Source organism: Flaviaestuariibacter flavus, from assembly GCF_004337505.1.
In the GTDB taxonomy this organism is placed as follows: domain Bacteria; phylum Bacteroidota; class Bacteroidia; order Chitinophagales; family Chitinophagaceae; genus Flavisolibacter; species Flavisolibacter flavus.
This window is the reverse complement of record NZ_SJZI01000008.1, coordinates 508,036-526,487: the sequence shown is the minus strand read 5'-3', so window position 1 is coordinate 526,487 and position 18,452 is coordinate 508,036. Positions and strand designations below refer to the sequence as shown.

General features: G+C 58.2%; 16 protein-coding genes and 1 tRNA gene. 4 read left to right on the top strand and 13 right to left on the bottom strand.

All coding sequences use genetic code 11. The annotated features are described in order from the left end of the window. Positions 1 to 6 precede the first annotated feature (6 nt). Positions 7 to 255, bottom strand: a complete 249-nt coding sequence (locus EPD60_RS06375) for a hypothetical protein (protein ID WP_131447981.1) — start codon at positions 253 to 255, stop codon at positions 7 to 9. A 199-nt stretch (positions 256 to 454) separates the two neighbouring features. Further along, positions 455 to 1,321, bottom strand: coding sequence for an SDR family oxidoreductase (locus EPD60_RS06370; RefSeq protein WP_131447979.1), 867 nt, complete (start codon positions 1,319 to 1,321; stop codon positions 455 to 457). Positions 1,322 to 1,430: 109 nt separating this feature from the next. On the opposite strand from EPD60_RS06370, the gene EPD60_RS06365 reads away from it, so the two are divergent. Next, positions 1,431 to 1,504, top strand: a tRNA-Ala gene (locus EPD60_RS06365). Between the two features lie 510 nt (positions 1,505 to 2,014). On the opposite strand, the gene EPD60_RS06360 is transcribed toward EPD60_RS06365, so the two are convergent. From EPD60_RS06360 to EPD60_RS16875, 3 genes are all read right to left on the bottom strand, one after another. Continuing rightward, positions 2,015 to 2,281 (bottom strand): MazG nucleotide pyrophosphohydrolase domain-containing protein, encoded by a 267-nt coding sequence (locus EPD60_RS06360; RefSeq protein WP_131447977.1) that lies wholly within the window; start codon positions 2,279 to 2,281, stop codon positions 2,015 to 2,017. Between the two features lie 26 nt (positions 2,282 to 2,307). Continuing rightward, the gene (locus tag EPD60_RS06355) at positions 2,308 to 3,486 is read right to left on the bottom strand and encodes a THUMP domain-containing class I SAM-dependent RNA methyltransferase (RefSeq protein WP_131447975.1); all 1,179 of its coding nucleotides are present in this window, start codon (positions 3,484 to 3,486) and stop codon (positions 2,308 to 2,310) included. 428 nt (positions 3,487 to 3,914) lie between these two features. Beyond that, positions 3,915 to 4,079: a hypothetical protein gene (locus tag EPD60_RS16875; RefSeq protein WP_165871437.1), complete on the bottom strand. Its 165-nt coding sequence runs from the start codon at positions 4,077 to 4,079 to the stop codon at positions 3,915 to 3,917. Positions 4,080 to 4,204: 125 nt separating this feature from the next. Between EPD60_RS16875 and EPD60_RS06350 the strand changes: the two genes are divergently transcribed. Then, entirely contained in the window at positions 4,205 to 6,460 is a 2,256-nt protein-coding gene (locus EPD60_RS06350; RefSeq protein WP_131447973.1) for a YCF48-related protein, read from the top strand. A 97-nt stretch (positions 6,461 to 6,557) separates the two neighbouring features. Here the strand turns inward: EPD60_RS06350 and EPD60_RS06345 are convergent, their stop codons facing one another. Together EPD60_RS06345 and EPD60_RS06340 are read right to left on the bottom strand one after the other, a co-directional pair. Next, on the bottom strand, positions 6,558 to 7,121 hold the full coding sequence (locus EPD60_RS06345) for a DUF1543 domain-containing protein (RefSeq protein ID WP_131447971.1): 564 nt from the start codon (positions 7,119 to 7,121) through the stop codon (positions 6,558 to 6,560). After that, positions 7,118 to 7,843 carry a pirin family protein gene (locus tag EPD60_RS06340; protein ID WP_165871436.1) on the bottom strand — a complete coding sequence of 242 codons (726 nt, stop codon included), beginning with the start codon at positions 7,841 to 7,843 and terminating at the stop codon, positions 7,118 to 7,120. Before EPD60_RS06340 ends, EPD60_RS06345 begins: the two co-directional genes overlap by 4 nt. Before the next feature lie 119 nt (positions 7,844 to 7,962). Here EPD60_RS06340 and EPD60_RS06335 point away from each other — a divergent pair, with 119 nt between their 5' ends. Then, a complete protein-coding gene (locus tag EPD60_RS06335) occupies positions 7,963 to 9,360 on the top strand; it encodes an alpha-amylase family glycosyl hydrolase (protein WP_131447967.1) in 1,398 nt (465 codons plus the stop codon). Here EPD60_RS06335 and EPD60_RS06330 read toward each other — a convergent pair whose 3' ends face one another. From EPD60_RS06330 to EPD60_RS06320, 3 genes are all read right to left on the bottom strand, one after another. Next, positions 9,361 to 10,887: a hypothetical protein gene (locus tag EPD60_RS06330; RefSeq protein WP_207896550.1), complete on the bottom strand. Its 1,527-nt coding sequence runs from the start codon at positions 10,885 to 10,887 to the stop codon at positions 9,361 to 9,363. Further along, complete coding sequence (locus EPD60_RS06325) at positions 10,878 to 11,528, bottom strand: DUF4396 domain-containing protein (RefSeq protein ID WP_131447965.1); 651 nt, start codon at positions 11,526 to 11,528, stop codon at positions 10,878 to 10,880. Before EPD60_RS06325 ends, EPD60_RS06330 begins: the two co-directional genes overlap by 10 nt. 81 nt (positions 11,529 to 11,609) lie before the next feature. Beyond that, a complete protein-coding gene (locus EPD60_RS06320) occupies positions 11,610 to 12,173 on the bottom strand; it encodes a helix-turn-helix domain-containing protein (protein ID WP_243647776.1) in 564 nt (187 codons plus the stop codon). A gap of 106 nt (positions 12,174 to 12,279) precedes the next feature. Here EPD60_RS06320 and EPD60_RS06315 point away from each other — a divergent pair, with 106 nt between their 5' ends. Then, on the top strand, positions 12,280 to 12,888 hold the full coding sequence (locus tag EPD60_RS06315; protein ID WP_131447963.1) for a peptidase associated/transthyretin-like domain-containing protein: 609 nt from the start codon (positions 12,280 to 12,282) through the stop codon (positions 12,886 to 12,888). Between the two features lie 44 nt (positions 12,889 to 12,932). On the opposite strand, the gene EPD60_RS06310 is transcribed toward EPD60_RS06315, so the two are convergent. The 3 genes from EPD60_RS06310 to EPD60_RS17140 form a co-directional block, all read right to left on the bottom strand. Then, a complete protein-coding gene (locus tag EPD60_RS06310) occupies positions 12,933 to 16,463 on the bottom strand; it encodes a beta strand repeat-containing protein (protein WP_131447961.1) in 3,531 nt (1,176 codons plus the stop codon). Between the two features lie 349 nt (positions 16,464 to 16,812). Beyond that, positions 16,813 to 17,952, bottom strand: coding sequence for a M20/M25/M40 family metallo-hydrolase (locus EPD60_RS06305; RefSeq protein ID WP_207896549.1), 1,140 nt, complete (start codon positions 17,950 to 17,952; stop codon positions 16,813 to 16,815). Next, positions 17,940 to 18,443, bottom strand: coding sequence for a zinc-binding metallopeptidase family protein (locus tag EPD60_RS17140; RefSeq protein WP_207896548.1), 504 nt, complete (start codon positions 18,441 to 18,443; stop codon positions 17,940 to 17,942). Before EPD60_RS17140 ends, EPD60_RS06305 begins: the two co-directional genes overlap by 13 nt. Positions 18,444 to 18,452: the final 9 nt, after the last annotated feature.

The window sequence follows — 18,452 nt, the reverse complement described above, 5'->3', positions numbered from 1 at the left end:
CCCTGATTAACGCAATAGCTTTTCAATAGAGATGTCGTCCAGGTAAGCATCCAGTTGATCGATGTTGGTGATCGCCGAATAGCCTTCGATGTTTTTCCGTGCTACATGGCAATATGCTTCCACGTAATAGCCATCGAGCTGGAACAGCATAATGAGGTAATCCGGTGTCCTTCTTTTTGATACCAATACTCCGAGGTGAAGCAGGGCGGGTCTTTTTTCCGTGAAGCTGAGTCCGATGAATTCCGAGAGTCGCATACTAGTAGTTTTTACAGGTGAGCACTGAAAAGAATACTAAGAACGGTTTCTGAAAAAGCGATTGATAACGGAAGCGAGAAAAAGGAGAATCAATAATAGCGAGATGCAGCGGTTGTCGAATTAAAGTTAATGACGGGCCGAAATTAATTGCAAAAAAAATGCTGCCCGCAGGCAGCATATGTGTAACCGGTGAGTATCCTTACCCGTTCACGATCTCGCCCCCGTTGGGATGGAGCACCTGCCCGGTGAAGTAGGCGCCGTCTTCGGAGGCCAGAAACAGGTAGGCCGGTGCTACGTCGGCGGGCTGGCCGGCGCGGCCCATGGGCACGTCGGAGCCGAAGGATGCTACCTTCTTTCCCTTAAAAGAGCCGGCGATGAGCGGCGTCCAGATAGGGCCCGGTGCCACCGCGTTGACGCGGATGCCTTTCTGCGCCAGGTTTTGCGACAGTGCGCGGGTGAAGGAAAGAATGGCGCCCTTGGTGCTCGAATAATCGATCAGCGAGCCCGAGCCGCGGTAAGCCGTCACCGAGGTGGTGTTGATGATCGACGCGCCTTTTTTCATGACGCCGAGCGCCGCCTTCGTGACCCAGAACATAGAGAAGATATTGGTTTCGAAGGTTTCCTTCAATTGTGCCGTGGTGATGTCGGTGAGGGATTTCTGCTCGGTTTGCGTGGCGGCGTTGTTGACCAGGATGTCGAGCTTACCCAGCTTTTTCACCGTGTCGGCCACGATCTTTTCGCAGAAGCGTTCCTTGCGGATATCGCCGGGCAGCAGGAGGCAGCGGCGCCCGAACTCGTTTTCCACCGCGTTGCGCACCACCTCGGCATCGCGCTGTTCCCCGGGCAGGTAGGCGATGGCGATGTCAGCGCCGTTGAGCGCAAAAAGCAGGGCTACGGCGCGCCCGATGCCGGAGTCGCCGCCGGTGATGAGGGCCACCTTTCCGGCCAGCTTTTCTGTCGGCTGGGCCTTCAGGTCTTTGGGATGGGGTTTCATTTTTTCCTCGATGCCGGGCATGGGCTGGGTTTGCCGCGGGCGTACTTTCTTGCTGCTGGCTCCTTTTTGCATGAAATTTTTTCCCGGTGCGCAAAAAATTTGTGCCGTATAAAAAAACGGCTCCCTATATTTGCAACCCGTTCGGGCGCAAAGCCTTGACGGACAGTTCTTAAAACACGATGGGGGACTAGCTCAGCTGGCTAGAGCGCTTGCATGGCATGCAAGAGGTCATCGGTTCGACTCCGTTGTCCTCCACGCTTTAAAATTGCCTCTCCGAAAGGAGGGGCTTTTTTATACCCTTACCTTAATGCCTGCTGGCTCGAGCGTCCCGCCCGGAGGCGGGAAGGTCATCGGTTCGACTCCGTTGTCCTCCACGCTTTAAAATTGCCTCGGGGAAAAAACGGGCTTTATAATATCCCTGCGTTAACGCCCGCCGGCCGGAGCGTCCGGCTGAAGGCGGAAAGGTTATTGGTTCGACTCCTTTGTGCTCCACAAACAATCCGGTTTTAAAAAAGCCCCGCAGCAATGCGGGGCTTTTTCTGGCGGGATACCGCGTCGCAACGAGTACCAGGCAAAAGGCTTCGTTAATCCGGGAGGTGCCACATCCATTTTTGTCGATTCGCAGTCTTATTCGGGAAATTGACTCGACGATCAACTTTTTCTGATAGAAATGGCTTTCTTCCTCCCCTTACCAGGGACCATTGTAGCCTTAGCGCTGATCTGACTTTTGCGTAAGCAGCGAAAAACGAATATCTATCGAATTCGCTATTTCGACGGGAGTTTTCGGGGATTACTTAAATGATCGTTGACGACGTCTTGCATATCGATATCCAGAATATTGGCCAGGGTTAATAACCACATCAACACATCTCCAAGTTCTTCCTTTGCATTTTGAGTATCCCCGCTGGCTATTGCAGCCGAAAGTTCCCCTACCTCTTCATGAAACCATAAAGCCGTATGGTAGATTCCCCTTTCGTTATCTGACTTAAAATATCTGTCCTTTACAATTTTTTGCAGAGCGGAAATTTCCATGTTGATAAGGTATCATCAATTTATTACTACTGTTCTTCTTTTGGTGCCACACGGCTTCCACTATACAATTCATACTCCAGCAGCCGGCAATCAATTGTGCTGTTATAAAATTCTATTCGGCGCTTGGGTTTCAATCCAATCTTTTTTGCAAGGTCGAAATTGCCTGTAAATACATAACCAAAATACCCGCGACAATTCTTTTTCATAAAATCACCAATACGGCTGTACGTTGCTTCCAGCTTTTGAACGTCACCCAATCGTTCGCCATATTCAGGATTTACATAAACAATACCTGGTACGTCTGCAGGTATTTCCGTATCAGCAAAATCACAGACGGCAAAATCGATGAGGTCGGCGACACCTGCGGCAATTGCGTTCTTTTTTGCATTTTCGATAGCCCGGGCACTGTAATCCGTAGCGATGATCCGAAGACCGGGTACGTCGATAATCTGATTTTCCAGTAAAGCATCCTCCTGTAAATAAACGGATTCGTCATAACCCAGCAAATGCATAAAAGCATAATCCGTTCTGAATAATCCGGGTCGCCTGTTTGTCGCAATCATGGCTGCTTCAATGGCAAGCGTTCCCGAGCCGCACATAGGATTCACGAACGGCGATCTTTTATCCCATTGCGTAGCATAAATAGTCGCTGCGGCCAGTGCTTCCAGCATAGGGGCCTGGCCAGGAATTTTTCGGTACCCATGACGGCCTAAAGAATGGCCGGAAGTATCGATAAAAATCTCTGCATTTTCATTTTTCCAAAACAGGTTGAAGACAGCACCTGTGAGCGCTGCACCTGTTGATGGCCGCGTGCCCCTTATTTCGCGCAACCGATCCACTATGGCATCTTTTACCCGCACGTTTGCATACATGCTGTTGTTGATCGTCGGATTATTTACATTGCTGGTAATGGAGAAATATCCAGGATCGGGTAGAATATTTTCCCATGGATACGTAACAAGATTCTGATAGATGTCATCCGCATTTTGTGCTTCAAACTTTTTCAGGCTATAGAGTACCTGGCTGGCGCAACGAAGATTCAGGTTCAGTTTGATGCAGTCGTTAATAGTGCCGTAGATCCAAACTCCTGTCAGAAACTTTTTTTCTATTGCGAATCCAAGATCTGTCACTTCCTGCTCCAGGTAAGGGGCGAGCCGTTTTGGACACGTAATGACAACAAGCGCTTTGTTCGTAAATAAGTTCATGCACGGCTAAAGGTAAATTCTTCCTGACCGTCAGGGGGAATAAAATATCTTTTACATATTAGTGTTTGTGTTTGATCATAAAACAAGAATAATAATCTTGTTTTCCCATAGCGTCGCCACGCCAGCTTTGGGGTGCCCCGGCGGGCTGATGCAAATCGGGCAAGCAGCCCTTCGACACACAAAGGGTTTGGAATCAAGCCCAAAGGCAACCGGACAAGGCTGAGCCACCTTACCACTACGTACGGGAACATCCATTGAATACAAACCAATCAGCAAAACTGGAGAATATCATCAAATCCTGTAATAACTCGTTCGACCTTTGTCCGCTCTGCTCCACGCTTTAAAAGCGCCTCTCCGAAAGAAGGGGATTTGTGTTTCCTTACATTAAGGCCTTTTGGCTAGCGCGTCCCTGCCCGATGCTTGTGTTCTTACAAGGTGCCTGTCCCCGCACGATGCTCGCGGAGCTGTTTTTCCATCTCCAGCATCCGGCCCCGGCGTACGCCCAGGCGGTAGGCCACGATCAGCGGCAGCAGCATGATAAAGACCAGGATGATCAGCATGACGACGAGTTCATTGACTCCGATGGGTCCCATAACAGTCAGTTTATTGTTTAAGATAGGAAAAGTGCCCGATACGGGCGCAGCACCGGTTTTTCGTCTTCCCCTGAGCCTGCAGCTTCCACCCGAATCCCGTAGCTTCGCGTACCCAATTCATATTGATGAAAACATTTATACAATCCGTACTCCTCCTGGCCGTCCTGTTTTCCGTTGCACCGGTTTCCGCGCAGGGCTGGACGCTGGTGACCCCTGTGAAAACGCAGTCGGCCATCCGCCATGTAGCCATGACGAGCCCGAGCACGGGCTATGCCATCGACAACCTCGACGACCGCCTGCTGCGCACCCGCGACGGCGGGGCCAGCTGGCAGCGCCAGGGCTTCGTATTTTCTTCCGCACCCACCGGCCTTTGGATGTTCTCCGATTCGGTGGGCATCATAAGCACCAACACCGGCACCTTTTTCAAAAGCAACGACGCCTTCGCTACCCGCAGCAGCATCAACACCAGCAGCGGCTCCACTAAGGCGATGCGCTTTCTCAACGGCTCCTTCGGCTATGCGGTGGCCAACAATGTCAACATCAAGACGACCACCGATGGCGGTGCCACCTGGACGCTACGCAACACGGGCAACACCAATAACCTGAACAGCGTGTACTTCCTGGATGCCACTAACGGCTACGCCTGCGGCGTGTCGGGCACTATCCTCAAAACCACCGACGGCGGCCAGAACTGGACGGCGCTCACCACGAATTATACCTATGCTTTCACCGATATCTGGTTCACCACCCCGCTGAACGGCGTGGCAGTAGGCGGCGGCTACATCTCCCGCACCACCGACGGCGGAACCACCTGGACGCCGGTAACGCCGGCGCCCACCACGCAGACCATCAACCGACTGTATTTCTACAACAATACCCTGATGGCGCTTTGCGACGGCGGCACGCTGCTGCGCTCCACCAATAACGGCGCTTCCTGGACAAGCCTATCGGTGGGTACAAAGAACCTATATGCCATCGACATTAATGCTTTTGGGCAGGGGCTCATCGGGGCTGAGTCGACGATTTATAAGACCACGAACGGCGGCCAGAACTGGACGGTCAACCAGGCCGGCACGCAGCATAGCTACCTCAACAAGGTGAGCTTCGCCAACGACCAGGTGGGCGTGGCCGTGGGCTGGCAAACCACCAACGGCATGGCCAATGCGCTGGTGCGCACTACCGACGGTGGCAAAACCTGGACGGGACGCTACCTCAATGCCAGCACGCTGGGCGTACACCTCCGCGCCGACGGGGCCGGCGTCATCGGCGGCGGCAACGGCTACAACGAGCGCACCACTGACTACGGGCAGAACTTTTTCCCGGGCAGCTCGCAGCCCGCGGTGGCCGTTCGTGCCGTGTGGTCGCAGGGGCCTGCCTCCTGGATTCTGGGCGGCGGCTACTTTAACGGCGGCATCTACCGCACCACCAACAGCGGCGCCTCGTACACCTATACACCCGGCGGCAATATCCTCGAGTTCTTCTTTCCCACCGACCTCGTGGGCTATGCCGGCGGCGAAGGCGGCTCAATGATGAAGACCACCGACGGCGGCGCCACCTGGACGAACCTGGCCTCGGGCACTACGGCCAATATTAACTCGATCTATTTCCTCAGCGCCAATGAGGGCTACGTGGCTTCTACCTCGAACGTATCAAAAACCACTGATGGTGGCGCCACCTGGACGCAGCTGAGCGGCTTCAATATTTATGCGCTGCATTTCTATACGGCCGATTCGGGCTATGCGGTCACCGGCAGCGGCAGCCTGCTCAAGACACTTAACGGTGGTGTCAACTGGAGCACCATCGCCTCCGGCGACATCGCCGATATGTCGGTGCGCGACGCCGCCTTTCTCAACGGCCGCGTGGTCGCCGTTGGCCTGCAGGGTGACGTTTTTGTAAGTTACCTCACCTGCAACGGCGCCACCACCGCGCCCACCGCATTGCTGAATAACGGTGTACTGTATTCCACGTTTGCCACCGGCAACCAGTGGTATAAGGATGGAAGCCCGGTTGCAGGGGCCACGGGCAACGTATTCAATCCGGTAGCACCGGGCGTTTACCACGTGGTGAACACCAATGCACAGGGCTGCACATCCGCCGCGTCGAACACGATAACGGTGCTGGTGACCGCTGTGCCCGACCTGCGCCGCAACGGCAGCCTGCGCGCTTATCCCAACCCCGCGCCCACGCAGGTTACGGTCGACGTGCCGCAGCAGCTGCGGATGCGCCCGGTAGTGCTGCGCACCGCGACGGGCGCCGTTGTCTGGCGCCGCGCCGGCATGCCCTCGGCCACATTGCGTGTCGATCTTTCCGGTCTGCCCACAGGGATCTACTTCCTGTCCATCGGCGACAACGTTACAAGGCTGGTGCATCAGCGTCCCTGATCGAAAGACAGTAAAAAGCCCCCGCTGAAAACGGGGGCTTTTTAGTTGAACTGTGGATTATACATTCCTAAAAAGAGGGCCGCAGGCCCTTGTCAGATCAGGGAGCCAGCTTGCTTAGCCTGAGGTAGCCGAGGTGCACTTCATCTTCGCTCCCAGCCGCGGAAGGCCGCAGGAGGATGCGGTAGCGGGCGCGGAGGGCCGCCGGCAGGATGTCTTCGATGGCGTCCACATCGTCCACGTCGATGCCGTATTTGTCATCGATATGGGAGGTGGCACCCTTGAAGCCCGTGTGCCTGTAAAAAGCGGTTTGCCTGGCGCGTTGCACGGCGGCGCCTTTGTCGAGTGCGGCCACCACCATCTTGTAGTGAAACTCTTCAAACTCGCCGGGCTTGTAGCCGCCCAGGTTGACGAAGAACAGTTTCAGTCCTTCGGCGGGTTCCTGCGCACCATTCCGCTCCCGTATTTCTACGGAATGTCCATCCACGAGGCGCACTTCGCGCCAGGCGTCAATGTGGATGGTGCCGCCATCGGGCCAGAAGGCCTTTATTGCAGGCACCGTGGCCGGCAGGTCTTCGGCGATGGTGAAGAAGAGGTCGTGCTGCTCGGTGTGGCGGCCCTTCGGACGGCAGCCCAGCAGGATCATGTAAAGCCTGGGTGTCATGGTGTGCAAGATAGGCCAGGACCGACAGGGCCGATGGTGGCGAGCAGCAGGATGGCGTCGTCGGACATGGCCTCGAACCCGGCGCGCTCCAGCTGCGTGAGCGCGAGGCCATCGCCGGGGTCGAGCAGTCGGTCCGCCACCTTAAAGTCGCCCTGTACTACAAAGACGAACAGCCGGTTGCCATCGCCAACGTCAACCGTGCCTTCCTGCCTTCTATCGAAGCGGCCGATGTGAAGCGCGAGGCGGTGGTCCGCGCCGGCGCTATGCCGTATTTCTACAAGTTGGTTTTTCTGTTTGGTGAGATCAAAAGCGATCGTTTCGTTCATGTCCTCAGCGCCGGCAGGCCAGGCGATCCAGAGCTGGAGGTAGTGCACCAGGGCTGCGTCGTAAGGATTGCGGACCCGGTAGCTGCTCCCGCCGTCGAGGGTGAAAAGCCCGGCTTCTCCTGCGGCCAGCAGTGCGTCGTGGCCGGCGGTGTCGCGGTAGTCGACCGCGCCGGTCACCGGCAGCAACAGCAGCAAGGTACGCTCCTCCGGCTGCAGGCGCAGCTGCTGCTCCGGTGCCAGCGTTTCGTCGTTGAGCAGGTAAAGCGGTCCGAAGGGTGGCTTGTCCGCATCTTTATAGCTTCCGAAGGGAAAGGTATTATAGCTCCGGAACCGCCCGTTGTCCGTAAGTCCGCGCGCCGCGCCCCGGTAGATCCGCGCCGATATTTCGTTTTTCATGGCACCTGGTTTCCGGCAAAAACCGGCAGGAAAGTGCTGCCTTACCGAGGACCTGATGTGCCGGTAGCCGCATAAGCCGGGACTGTGCTTCATCCCGGCCCCATTGATTATATTGGCGAATGAACCGCATTGCCAGTCTGGCCTTATGCCTGTCCATTTTAATCGCATCCTGCAACGGCGATTTCCGTAGTAGCCCGGTCGCTGCGCCCCTGTCCGATACCCTGCCGCGTTACGTGGAGCTGCAGCATCCCGGGTGGATCCGCAGTGCGACGCTGTACGAGGTGAACCTGCGGCAGTATACGCCGGAAGGGACGTTTCGCGCTTTTGAAAGGGAGCTGCCACGGCTCAAAGCGCTTGGCGTCGACATCCTTTGGCTGATGCCGGTGCAACCCATCGGCCGCCAGAACCGGAAAGGCAGCCTCGGATCGTATTACTCGGTGCGGGATTATTACGGCGTCAACCCGGAGTTCGGCGGCATGTCCGATTTCAAACACCTGGTGGATGCTGTTCATCAGCAGGGTATGCGGGTGATCATCGACTGGGTGGCGAATCATTCGGCCTGGGATAATCCCATTGCGAAGCAGCATCCGGATTGGTATACCCGCAACCGCGACGGCTCCTTTCAATCAACGCCCTGGCGCGACTACGACGATATCATCGACTTCGATTACAGCAAGCCCGGCCTGCGCCGCTACATGACCGATGCGATGGCCTGGTGGGTGCGCGAGACGGGTATCGACGGCTACCGTTGCGATGTGGCTGCTTTTGTGCCGCTCGATTTCTGGGAAGGAGTGCGTAAAAAGCTCGATGCGATCCGCCCTGTATTTCTACTGGCCGAGGCTGCCGACCGCGACCTGCACCGCCGCGCATTTGATGCCACTTATTCCTGGGCGCTCTGGGACCAGCTGCATGCCGTGTGTAAAGCAGGTAAGCCGGCGGAGAGCCTTGCCGGCGGTTATATCGCCGAGCACGTGAGCACCTGGCCGGAAGACGCAATACGCGTACAGTTTACCGATAACCACGACAAAAACGCCTGGGAAGGAGCAGCTCCCGCCAACTTCGGCAAGGGGCTCCATGCCGCCATTGTGCTTACGGCATTAATGGACGGGATGCCGCTGGTCTACAGCGGCCAGGAGGCGGGCCTTGACCGTCCGCTGCAGTTCTTCGAGAAAGACCTCATTCCCTGGAAGCCCGACAGCGCCGCGGCGCTCATCAGCCGCCTCTTCGCACTCAAGCACGCCCACCCCGCACTCTGGAACGGTCACTGGGGTGGCCCGATGGTCCGCATTAAGAACAACCGCATGGGGCAGGTACTTTCGTTTGTCCGGGAAAAGGGCAAAGACAAAGTGATTGTTGTAGTGAACCTTTCGGATAAAGAGGCGGACGTGACGCTGGAAACACGCTTCGATGCCGGCAACTATACCGATGCCTTCAGCGGCATGCCGGTATCGCTGGGCGAAGCACAGCACCTGCAACTAGGTTCCTGGAGCTGGAAGGTATATACCTCCGCACCCTGATCAATACGGAACATAGGTTATGCTCGTTTGCGTGCCCATGGCGCGCGGGTAGAGGCGCAGGTATACCTGCCCGGCCAGCGGCAACTGGCCGTACAAGGGCTGAAGCTGGCGGTCGGGAAGATAAGCCGAGAACTGCGTGCCCAGCGCGAGTTTCGTTTGCCGGAGGGTGAGCAGGTCGCGGCTCGCACCCAGGGTAAGCGCGTGCACCGCGAAGAGCGCGTCGTGACCATATTGGTGCTCGTCGAGGTTCAATTCTTCCGTCGACTTCTGCACCCATTCGTAGCGGCTGTAGAGCGCCCAGCGCGGAACGGTACGCGATGCTTCCAGCAGGGCGGCATGCTCGCCCCGGTGACCAGCGCTTTTGTTCATGCCCCACAGCGCGGTGACATTGATGAAACGCTCGCCAAAGCCACGCCTGCTGAAGGTGGCGGAGGCGGTGCTCCGGTGCACATCTTCATCGGGATGCGCCACTTCCGGTGCGCGCAGGAAACCGTGGCTGGCCTGCAGGGCCCAGCTGCGGGATGGATTGAAGGAGAGACGCCCGCTCCACGAATCGAAACGCGGCCGGTCGAAGTCGTAGCGGTGCTCATCGGGCTCACGCCCCGTAAAGGAAGAGCCCTCCAGCTTCCAGTTACCGTAGCGGTACCCGAGCGTGGCTACGCCGAAAGTAATGTGGGTGGCGTCAGTCCAGTGATGGGATAGGGGGGCATCGGGATTGTAAAATGCCGACGGGCGGTGCACATAGGCAACGGGACCAAGCGCCGGCTCGCCCGGGTAGCCCAGGTAGACAAAAGCATCCGATTTTGCGGAGAAGCGATGCGCGTAGCTCACCGATAGCTCCGAAAAAAGATCGTGCGGGTGCTGCCGGTCAACGAGCGGCTCGCCGCGGTAGCTTTCGCCGGTTTGGAAGAGCAGGGGGTAACCGCTTTCGCCCACTGTAAGCGGATCGAGCGACAGCATGGTGCTGAAATGAAAGAGGCCGTTGCTGCCCACGTTGCGCTGCCCCATGAACATCCACATATTGGGCGCATCCCATTTTGCCGCCCCGCGCTGCCCCTGCCCGGTAAGGTCCTGCTCGTTGTAGCGCAGGAAGAGGTTGCCATGGAACATGTACATCCATTTGCCGCCATGAAACATATACCCGAACATAGGTGCATTGTCGGGCAGCCAGGATGTACCTGAGCCGTTGCGGTTCATCGGGAGGTTTCGGGAGAAAGCGTGGGTCATCGGCATGTTGTGCCCGGCGTGAGCCTCATGGTCGTCGTGCATGTGTGTGCCCGACGCTGGTGCTGTTGTGCCGTGATCGTGATCGTGGCCATCGTGGCCTGGCGGCGGCGGCGCGTTCGGCTGCAGCGTCGGTTTTATCCCGCTGCTGTCAATTGCTGCCCCAGGCACCGTATCGCGGCGCGGTGTTTCCTTTTTCGGTAGCGCGTGGTCGTGGTTATGGTCGTGCTGAGCAGATGCGTTGACCGCGGCCAAGAGCAATACGAGCGCAAGGTATTTGCGAATAGATCGGATCAGTGACATGCGCGGTTGTGTTTTTTCAGTTGGTAATAATTGTAGGGGAGGGGCACCAAAAAACCTGCCACGGCCGCCGGGATAAAGGCCAGCCAGTAAGCGGCAGAAGTAAGTTGGGCCTTGCCGCCGGTTATCATAAAGTCGGTGGCATTCATGGCGAGTTCCATAGCTACCATGGAGAGAAAAGACATCGAAAGAGCGATGCGGAGCGCCCGGTTCCAGGCAAAGCCCTCCCGCCGGCGCAGCAATACGGTTTCCAGTGCAACCGACGCCAGGAGACCTGCAACCGTTGCCAGCAATGCCTGCAGCCACATCGGGGTGCCGGGGTGATACACCTGCAGGTACAGGATCATGACGAAGTCGCCGACCGTACAGCCGATCAGGCAGTTGAGCGTGTTGGCCCCCGCGCGCTTCCAGGTGGATGTTTCGTTCCAGAATTTTCCGCCCACGGCGATGGCCTTGAAGCCGGCCGTTTCAATGAGGCCGGCGACCTCTTTTTCGGAAAGCGTGCCGTATACGGTTACGGTCTTGCCCGGCACCGTCATGTCGGCGCTCCAGTGGTGGATGCGGGGCTGGCCATCGAGCACGTTACCCAGCTTCGCCACGCATTTGCCGCAGTGGAGGTTGGTGTTGACGTTAATAGATTTCATCACTGCATGTTTAGAGCACAAAACTCCTGCAGCCGCCCCTGTCGGTCGTTACACGATCTTTAAATCCTTTTACATGATTTTTCAATGCAGCCGGTCGAGCGGCTTGCGCCGGGCGGCACCCACCGCGCGGAAGTGCGTCGGCGTAAGGCCGGTTATCTTACGAAACTGGTTGGAGAGGTGCTGTACGCTGCTATCTCCGAGCCGCCAGGCGATCTCCGAAAGCGTCAGCTCGTTGTAAACGATGAGCTCTTTTGCTTTTTCGATCTTCTGCGCGATGAAGTACTTCTCGATGGTCACTCCTTCCACCTGCGAAAACAGGCTGCTGATATAAGGGTAGTCGAGATGGAGTTCGGCTGAAAGGTAATCGGACAGGTTATCGCACACCTCGTCGGGTTCCTTTTCCAGGCGTTGCAGCAGCAGGCGTTTGATCTGATCGATAAGCCGGGTACGCCGGTCGTCGATAAGTTCGAAGCCCTGTTCTTCGAGGTGGATGCGGAGCTGCTCCTTTTGCCAGTCGTTAAGCGGGGCAGTGAGCTGCACTTCGCCGAGCAGCACGGAATTATGCGCGATGCCGACCGCGTCGAGTATCGCGTGTACCGCGCGGATGCAGCGGTTGCAGACCATATTGCGGATGAAGAGCGTCACGCGGCAAAGTTAGCGTACCGGTGCCTGTTAAAATTTTCGCAACGATGGACGGGCGGAGCGACCGGCCCTGGCGCCTTTGCTAGTTTCGGCCCGATTAAACCAAACCATGCCGCAAATCAAAACCGTGCTGGCGATGGGTGTCTTCACCTTTCTTGCCGCGACTGCTGCCGCCCAAAGCCCGGGCGATGCAATAATCCATTACAAAGGCATCGTGGTAGCCGCCGCCACCCTGCAGCCGATGGCCGGCGCAACCGTCGTCAACCGCAGCCGCCGGCTGCAGGTGCAATGCGATGTGCAGGGCCGCTTCGATATCCCGGCAGCGGCGATGGATACCCTGAGTGTGTCGCATGTGGGTTATGAAACAAAATTGCTCGTGCTTGCTTCCGTCGGTCCCGATGCCGCGGCCGGCGTGCTCCTGTTGCGCACCCGGGAGGAATTGCTTCCCACTGTCACGGTACACAACCGGATTTCGGCGGCTGCATTTGAGCGCGATTTTGCCAATAAGAATATCCCCATTGAAAAGCCGATGCGCTTCTGGGACAGTGCAAGCTTCCGCAGCACGATGAATTCAGTGTCGGGCAGCGGCGGTGAGTCGGCGGTGCTGCGTGGCCGCGCCCAGCACGAGGCCGCTGCCCGCGCCGGGCAGGTGCCGCAGGTAACGCTGTTCAATTTCTTCGAGATGCGGAAACTTTTCGGAGGGAAGAAACGCAAATAAAAAGAGAGCCGGAAGGCTCTCTTTTTATTTGATGATGGCACGTCTTACTGAAGGATGAAGGAAAGTGTCTGCGGTTCTTCGCCCCGCTGCTGCAGGCGCAGGAAGTAACGGCCCGGCGCCATCCCGCTTGCAGGGATCAGCTGCATGCCGGCCTGCAGGGTTCCGCGGGCAAGGCTGCGCCCGGTGGCATCAACGATGGTATAGAAGCCGGCTGCGCCGCAACGAAGTGCGATATTGCCCTGTACCGGGTTTTGCAGCAGCAGCGCCTGGGCGCCGTTCTTTCCGCGCACCTGCACGGTGGCCGAGTAGCGGAAGCGGCCGTCGCTGTCTACCTGGCGCAGGCGATAGTGAAGCAGGCCGCCTGCCGGCTGCAGGTCGGTAAACGTGTATTCACGGGTACTGCTGCTGTTGCCGGCGGCCGCCACGGTGCCGATAGCCTCGAAGCCGTTGCCGCTGCTGCGCTCCACCACGAAGTGCTGCGTATTCTGTTCCTGCGCCGTAGCCCATTCGATACGGACCGTTCCGGCATGCTCATGCCCGCGTACATACAGCCAGCTGACGGGCAATACGGAGCCGGTCGTGCCGGCACTCGCGGCCAGGAAGTCGGCCGTGTTGTACACAGGAGCATCGATCCCGTTATATTCAATAATCTTGAAATGATAGGTGGTCGCATTGCTCAGGCCGGTGACGGTAACACTATTGCCGCTGCCTGCATAAATGATGTATTCGCCCGCCGCCAGTTGCGGTCCGTCGCCGAAATTGCTGTTTCCGCTATACTTGGTAAGATCGGTCGGCGCGGCGCCCGGTGCGCTGCCCGCTTTGGCCAGCACCAGCCGGCCGGTGCCGGTTCCCGGCGTCCAGCTCAGCTGAAGGCTTGTGGGTGTTGCTGTCGCTCCCGGTGCCGAGCTTTTGCCTGCCGGTGCCATGGCAGTGCTGCCGCTGGTTTGCAGGATGCTTGCCGTACGATAAACGATGCCGCTCCCGCTGCCATTGTATTCATACACCGTGAAATAATATTCCGAAGACGGATCGAGGCTGGTGACGTTGACCGTATTACTACTGCCATTGTAAACAATGTACGTTTCATTGCTTAGGTTGGTTCCGCTTCCGAGAGCCGCATTGGCGGGGTATGCGGTGCCATTGGCCGGCACAAAAACAGGGGCAAGCGATTTACGCGCTACCACAATGCGGGCGGCGCCGGTGCCGGAGGTCCAGCGGAAGGTAATGCGGTTGCCATCCACGGATTCGAAAACAGGGTTGCTGGACGCCTGCGTCGGTGTGGGTGCGCTGCCGGGGGTGGTGAAGCTATGCGCGACAGACGTTGTATTATAAACCGGTCCGCTGGAGCCGTTGAATTCGAAGGCAGCGATATAGTATTGGGTGCCGGCCTGCAGGTTGGAAATCGTAAAGCTTGTGGTATTGCCCTGGGCCACTGCATAGTTGCCGGTGCCCAGCTGGCTGCCCGATTTGAATGCAAGAGACCCCGAGTAAGATTGAAGGTTGGCCGGGACCGCGTTCACGGGGCTTCCTTCCCGCAAAACAAAAAGGCGTGAGCTGCCGTTGCCTGCCGTAAAGGTGATCACCGCTGTAGTGGTCGTCAGTGTGCCGTTGCCGATGGCGGACACCTGCTGGCTGGGCGCCGAATGCGTTGCCCGCGATGTGGAGAGCCAGTTACCCGCACTGGTGAGGTAGTCGGGGCCGGAAGCGGTGCTGTTGTATTCGAATACGGCGAAATAGTAGGTGCTCGACGGGTCGAGGCTGCTGACCGTTACCGAGTTGCCGGTGTTGTCAAACACCACATACTCACCGAGGCCGTTGCCCATCTCGGTACCGCTGCCCATGATCGTGGAGGGCGTATACGTTACGCCGTCACTGGGCATCGTGGTTACCGGCGCGCCTTTGCGGGCTACCACGATGCGGCGTGCTCCCGTGCCCGGGCTCCAGTCGAAGCGAAGCGAGTTGCCCTCCACTGTCGGGAAGCTGGGCGTGGTGGGCCCCGATGTTGGCTCGCTGGGAATGGTAAACGATACCGATCCGCCGGGAACGAGGTATACCGGTGCGTTTGCGCCGTTCCAGTCCCAGCATGCCACGTAGTAGGTATGCCCCGGCGTCAGGTTACCCACCGTGGGCGCCCCGCCATTGGTCTTGCCATAGAGCACGTAGGTGCCCGTTGCCACGGGCGTTCCCCCGCCGTAGTTGGTGCCGCCGTCGGTATAAAGCGTGAAGTCGGACGGTGTGAAGGTTATGGGCGCGCCGTCGCGGATCACCAGCAGCCGGTAGTAGCCGTTACCCGATACGATATTGCCGTATTGCAGTTGCGCACTGTTGCCGGTGATGGTGCCTACCGAGAGTGTGCGTGCCGCAGTCGGGGGGAGGGCGGTGGTCAGCGGCTTATTCGTGAGCGTTGTCAGGTAATACGTGTTGCCGTTGGCATCAACATCGTACACGAACACCGCGAAATAATAGGTCGATGCTTTGTCGAGACCGGTAACGGTTACCGCGTTTCCGGTGCCGCGGTACACAACGTATTCCTGGGAGCCGGGGACCCACTCCGTTCCAGAGCTCAGCGACGCGTTGTAACCATAGGTTTGTCCGTTCACCGGCACATTGGTTACCGGACTGCCTTTCCGGGCCACCACGATGGTTTGCGATCCGTTGCCCTTGTCCCAATAGATGCCGAGTGCATTGCCGTCGATCGTGCTGCTGGAAACGCCATTACTCGCTTGTGTCGGGCCGGCGTTGGTGGTAAAGGTGATGCTGCTGCCCGTGTTCATGTAGACCGGCGAGTTATTGCCGTTGTATTCATAGATCGCGAACGTATACTGCGTGTTCGGCTCCAGGTTGGTGATGTCGTAAGACTGCGCAAGGCTGCCCGTGCCGGTGGCTTTTACCAGGACGAATGTTTCCGGGTCGAGAATATAGGTAGACGAAGTGCCCAACCCGAACGAGGCATTGGAGTTGTAGTACTTGTAGTTCTCCGGTGTGGCGCTTACCGACGCAGCCTTGCGGCCCACGATGATGCGCCCCTGTCCGTTACCGTTAGTGAACGTGATCCTTGCTTTATTGCCGGCTACCTGCGACATGCCCGAGATGGCCGCCGGCGTGGTAGGCGCCACCAGGGTGGTTACGGATTTGTTTACGGGCGTAACGTTCGAATAATCCGGGTTCGGTGAGCCGGCGGTGCTGTATTCGAAGATGGCCACATAATAGGTGGTACCGGTTGTGAGCCCGTTGATGGTCATCGAAACGGCGCTTCCGGCCGTCGAGGTATTGCGGGCAACCACCCATTCCCCGGCGCCGGTAAAGCCGGTTCCTGCCGTCGCAAACGTAACGGTAGAGGCGTTTACGCCCGCAGGGGTGTACGTGGTTCCGTCAACCGGTGTGCCTGTTATATCGCTGCCGGCCTTTACCACTACGATGCGCCCGTTGCCCGAGCCGGCGGTAAAGCTGAGGGCGAACTGGCCACCGTCGATTCCGGAGGCAGTGAATTGAACATTGGATGCGGAAGTTGCGGGGTCGGTGGCGTGCACGCGCAAGAAGGCGAGCACTGCCAGAAGCAGCATGCTTGGTTTCATTATGGAGGTTTTAAGGGCTGATCGGGGGTTCAGTAGCCTCCGGGTAAGTGTGGTGTTCTTCCTGGTAGCGTAGCCCGGATATCGTATAAATACGGTAGGCGGACCTGTTGTTCCCGAAACAGGTGGCGCAAAAGTGCTGTATCCATTCGTGCCCGTCCAGCCCTTCCTGCACCAATCGCCGCGGGCAGGGGTATGAATTGCAGCACCGCCGGCTTCAACTGCACCGGCGCGGTGGCCGCTGGTAAAACAAAACCGCCCCTCAGGGCGGCTTTCTATGGATGGATGGTGCTCATCCGCGTTCATCATAAAAATCAAACGAAACCTGCGTTCTTTACCCCAGCTCGCGGGGTCACTGCATCGTCGTCGCAAACAGGTCGCCGGGGTTCCATTGCGGACGCGCGGCAGTGTTGGCCACCGACCAGGAGATCAGGAAGTTCAGCTGCACGTAGGTTTTGGCTGCTGCCCAGTTAAAAATGCCATCAATACCGTCCTGCGGCTTGTGGTAATATTTCGCACGCCATTGCTTCACGAAGTCGACGAGGTTGAAGCCGGGCACATTGCTCTTGTTGCCGTACTTGATGTGAAGCGCCGGAATGCCGCTCATAACGAAGCTGTACTGGTCGCTGCGCACGAAGCGGTTTTCGGAAGGCTCGGGGTCGGCTTCCACATCGAGACCGAGGCGGCTGGCGGCAAAGCGCACATGCTGCATCAGCGTGGAGTGCTCGGCGCCAAGCGGCACCACGGAAAGCAGCGGCGCGATGACCGTGGGCATGTCGGTATTTACATCAGCCACGATACTGGCCTTGGGCACCGTGGGATTGGTAGCGAAATAGGACGAGCCGATCAGTCCCATTTCTTCGCCGGTGACAAATACGATCAGCACCGAGCGCTTCGGGCGCGCACCGGAGGTTTTGTACACCCGCGCGATCTCCAGCAGGGAGGCAACGCCCGAGGCATTATCATGCGCGCCGTTATAGATCGAGTCGCCGTCAACGGGGCGGCTGATGCCGATGTGATCGAGGTGGGCGGAGTGCACCACGTATTCGTTTTTGAGCTTCGCGTCCGAACCGGGAATGAGGCCCACCACGTTGAAGCTTTCAATGTCCTGGTGCGTGGTGTTGTAAGCCAGCGACAGGCTGAAGGGCAGCTCAAAAGAAGCGGGCTTGCCTTGCTTGAGACCGGCGAGTACCGATTGTAGCGAGCGGCCCGACCGGAAGAACAGGCGGTGCAGCAGCGACCCGGTGCCGCTGGCAGCGGCGGGCACCGTGCCGGTAAAGCGGCGGCCGAATGCGGCGGTCTTCTCCGGGTTCATGGTCACATTGCTCTGTACCGGTGCTGTGGGCGCACCGGTGGCGTGGGCGTTGGGGTTGATCAGGAGCACACCCGCGGCGCCGAGGGCGGCGGCGGTATTGTACTTGTTGCCGGCATTGCTGAAATGCGCCTGCAGGGTGGAAGGCAGCCCGTCGGGCGCGCCGCTCACCAGCACCACGATCTTGCCGCGGACGTCGATACCATTGTAATCATTATAGCCGCCCGGGATGGCATGCCATAGCCGGCAAAGACCGGCCTGCCTTCGGCGGCCGTGCGCTCGCGCAGCGGGTGGGCTTCGGGGGTGAAGTCGCGGCCCAGAACAAGCGAGTCGGTATTCCCCTGCTCGTCGCGGAGCACGGCTACTGCAGATGCGTTGACGAGTGTGGACTTGCGGATCACGAGGCGCTGCGTGTAGGCGCCGGCATCGCCGCCGGGGGCGATGCGGAGGCTGCGAAACTGGCTGCTGACATAATCGACCGCCAGCTGGTAGCCCTCGGTGCCGGGCAGGCGTCCCCTGAGCCGGTCGTCGGCAAGGTAGGCTACATGGCCGCGGATGGTGTTGGTGTCGATGCGGTTCATGGCGGCAGTGACGCCGCGCGGAACCGTCACGTTCTGGGCGCCGGCAGCCAGGGTGGCCAGCAGCCCGCAGGCGAAAAGGATGGTGCGCATGCGGACAAG